Source organism: Rhodococcus sp. R1101 (assembly GCF_000278445.1).
GTDB lineage: Bacteria > Actinomycetota > Actinomycetes > Mycobacteriales > Mycobacteriaceae > Rhodococcus > Rhodococcus gordoniae.
The window spans coordinates 1-1,782 of the sequence record NZ_AJVB01000646.1 but is presented as its reverse complement, the minus strand read 5'-3'; the positions used below and the strand labels follow the sequence as shown (position 1 = coordinate 1,782).

The following is a 1,782-nucleotide window of genomic DNA, read 5'->3' as shown; positions in this document are numbered from 1 at the left end:
GGGGCCAGAGCACGCCAGGACATGCGACGGGTGGAACTGGAGACCATCAAACCGCTCCTTCGAAGTGCCGAAAAGTCACCCGATCATAACCGGGCGTCTCCGGCGCCCACCCGGTGGCGGACCGACACGGTTCCGGCGCTAACGCGAAGTGACGATGACGATCACTCCGGGGGCGGCGTCGCGGATACCCTCGAAGCGCGGTTGCGCGGTGACACCGAGCGACTCGGCGACGGCTGTCGCGGTCTGCTGCTCTCCGGGAGACGACCCGTAGAACACCGAGGTCTGCGGGAGCAGGCCCTCGCTGTAGTTGCCCGTTTCGCTGATGGTGTATCCCTCGTCCTCGAGGTAGGCCGCGGTCTGGGCGGCGAGGCCCGCGACCTCCGAGTTGTTGAACACGCGTATCGGAGCCGTCGCGGCCGGAGACGCGCCGGCGGCGAGCGAGGTTCCACTCGCCGCGGGCAGGGAGGGAACCGAGGACACGGCAGCGGAGGTGCTCGCGCCGGCCGGCGCCGGGGCGGACGTAGCCCCGTTCCCGGCAGCAGGCGCAGAGGGCACCGCGGCCGAGCGCGGAGAGGGCGCGGCCGGTGCGGCAGTGGTCGTGGGTGCGGCCGTGGGAGCAGGCTCGTCGTCCGAATCACCCAATGAGGCGAAACCCAGACCGGCGAACAGGATGCCCAGGGCGATCAGGACCATCGCGAACGCACGCAGAGGCGGTCCCGAGGGTGTGGGCGCGCGGCTGGGGATCTCGGGGGTTCTGCTCACGACCTCGACCATAGTTGCCCGAGCACACACAGCGCTGCCGACCGGCCGCGCGTGTCGACTTCGCCGTGTCCTCCTATGAGGTGCCCGGACTAACGGGTGTCGAAACCGAGACGGCGGGCCGCGCGGGCCTTCTGACGGCTCGCACGCAACCGCCGCAGCCGCTTGACCAGCATGGGATCGGCGGCGAGCGCCTCGGGACGATCCACCAGGGCGTTGAGCACCTGGTAGTAGCGGGTGGCGGAGAGACCGAAGAGTTCCTTGATGGCGTCCTCCTTGGCACCCGCGTACTTCCACCACTGCCGTTCGAACGCCAGGATGTCGAGATCGCGACGGCTCAGGCCGTTCGCCTCGTCGCCGGTGGGCTCCTGCGCGAGTGCGCCGTCGCCCTGCGGGGACACGAGATCGGACCGGTCGTTGCCGTGCGCTGCTGCGCCGTCCATTTCCCTCCTCGACTGACTGGATCACACCGTGACGAAGAGTCCTTGCGTCTCGGCGGAAGTCATTCAACCACGGGGTAGGGACACATACCGGTCCGAGAACGCCGTGAGTCCATCCCATTATCCTGTGTCACCATGGCCATTCTTCCGATCGTCATCGTCGGCGACCCCGTCCTGCACAATCCCACCCGGCCGGTGACCGAATCACCCGCCGAACTCGCCGAGCTGATCGCCGACATGTTCGAGACGATGGACGCGGCCAACGGCGTCGGACTCGCCGCCAACCAGGTCGGCGTCGGCAAGCGACTGTTCGTCTACGACTGCCCCGACCGCGACGGGTCCGGCTCGGTCGTCCGGCGACGCGGCGTCGTCGTCAACCCGGTCCTCGAGACCTCCGAGATCCCCGAGACCATGCCCGACCCCGAGGACGATCTCGAGGGCTGCCTGTCCGTGCCCGGCGAGAACTTCCCCACCGGACGCGCCGACTGGGCGAAGGTCACCGGCACCGACGAGAACGGTGAGCCCGTCGAGATCGAGGGTCACGGTTTCTTCGCCCGCATGCTGCAGCACGAGGTCGGGCATC

At 68.7% G+C, this 1,782-nt stretch carries 3 protein-coding genes; 1 reads left to right on the top strand and 2 read right to left on the bottom strand.

What is annotated here, in order from left to right; translation table 11 throughout:
- Positions 1–138: 138 nt before the first annotated feature.
- Positions 139–774, bottom strand: a complete 636-nt coding sequence (locus tag R1101_RS0122750) for a LytR C-terminal domain-containing protein (protein WP_016935505.1) — start codon at positions 772–774, stop codon at positions 139–141.
- Positions 775–851: 77 nt separating this feature from the next.
- Positions 852–1,202, bottom strand: coding sequence for a DUF3263 domain-containing protein (locus R1101_RS0122745; RefSeq protein ID WP_016935504.1), 351 nt, complete (start codon positions 1,200–1,202; stop codon positions 852–854).
- Between the two features lie 132 nt (positions 1,203–1,334).
- Between R1101_RS0122745 and def the strand changes: the two genes are divergently transcribed.
- The coding region (gene def / locus R1101_RS0122740; RefSeq protein WP_016935503.1) for a peptide deformylase at positions 1,335–1,782 on the top strand (448 nt) is incomplete at its 3' end.

Coding starts and splice junctions, on each gene's coding strand:
- R1101_RS0122750 (WP_016935505.1), bottom strand. CDS start 774: ATGGTCGAGGTCGTGAGCAGAACCCCCGAGATCCCCAGCCGCGCGCCC.
- R1101_RS0122745 (WP_016935504.1), bottom strand. CDS start 1,202: ATGGACGGCGCAGCAGCGCACGGCAACGACCGGTCCGATCTCGTGTCC.